This window comes from Halodesulfovibrio marinisediminis DSM 17456 (assembly GCF_900129975.1).
GTDB lineage: Bacteria > Desulfobacterota > Desulfovibrionia > Desulfovibrionales > Desulfovibrionaceae > Halodesulfovibrio > Halodesulfovibrio marinisediminis.
In genome coordinates this window covers 1-776 of record NZ_FSRG01000002.1, presented here as the reverse complement: position 1 = coordinate 776, position 776 = coordinate 1, and the positions used below count along the sequence as shown (strand labels likewise).

1 rRNA gene is annotated in these 776 nt (G+C 49.7%); it reads right to left on the bottom strand.

The features are described 5' to 3' along the window. Positions 1 to 776 (bottom strand): 23S ribosomal RNA (locus BUR09_RS00010); the annotation flags it as partial.

Genomic DNA, 776 nt, shown 5'->3' with positions numbered 1-776 from the left:
TACGCTTTCTTTAAAGGATGGCTGCTTCTAAGCCAACCTCCTGGCTGTCTAGGAAATTCCACCGCCTTTTCCACTGAGCATGGATTTGGAGACCTTAGCTGTCGGTCTGGGCTGTTTCCCTTTCGACTACGGCCCTTCTCAGTCGCAGTCTGACTCCCGAGGATCATTTATACGGTATTCGGAGTTTGATAGGGTTTGGTAAGCTGGTGAGCCCCCTAGCCCTGTCAGTGCTCTACCCCCGTTAAACTACCTCGAGGCTATACCTCAATATATTTCGGAGAGAACCAGCTATCACCAGGTTTGATTGGCCTTTCACCCCTATCCACAAGTCATCCAAATCGTTTTCAACCGATACTGGTTCGGTCCTCCACTCAGTTTTACCTGAGCTTCAACCTGCTCATGGATAGATCACCTGGTTTCGGGTCTAATCCACTGTACTTGTCGCCCTTATCAGACTCGCTTTCGCTACGGCTCCACTTTCGCTTAACCTTGCACAGTAGATTAACTCGCTGACTCATTATGCAAAAGGCACGCGGTCACATCTCAAGGATGCTCCCACAGCTTGTAGGCAACTGGTTTCAGGTTCTATTTCACTCCCCTAACAGGGGTTCTTTTCACCTTTCCCTCACGGTACTGGTTCACTATCGGTCACTAGGTAGTACTTAGCCTTGGAAGATGGTCCTCCCAGATTCCCACGGAGTTTCACGTGTTCCGCGGTACTCAGGAACAGTCAGTGTCATTTTCGACTTCAGATACGGGACTTTCACCCTCTACGG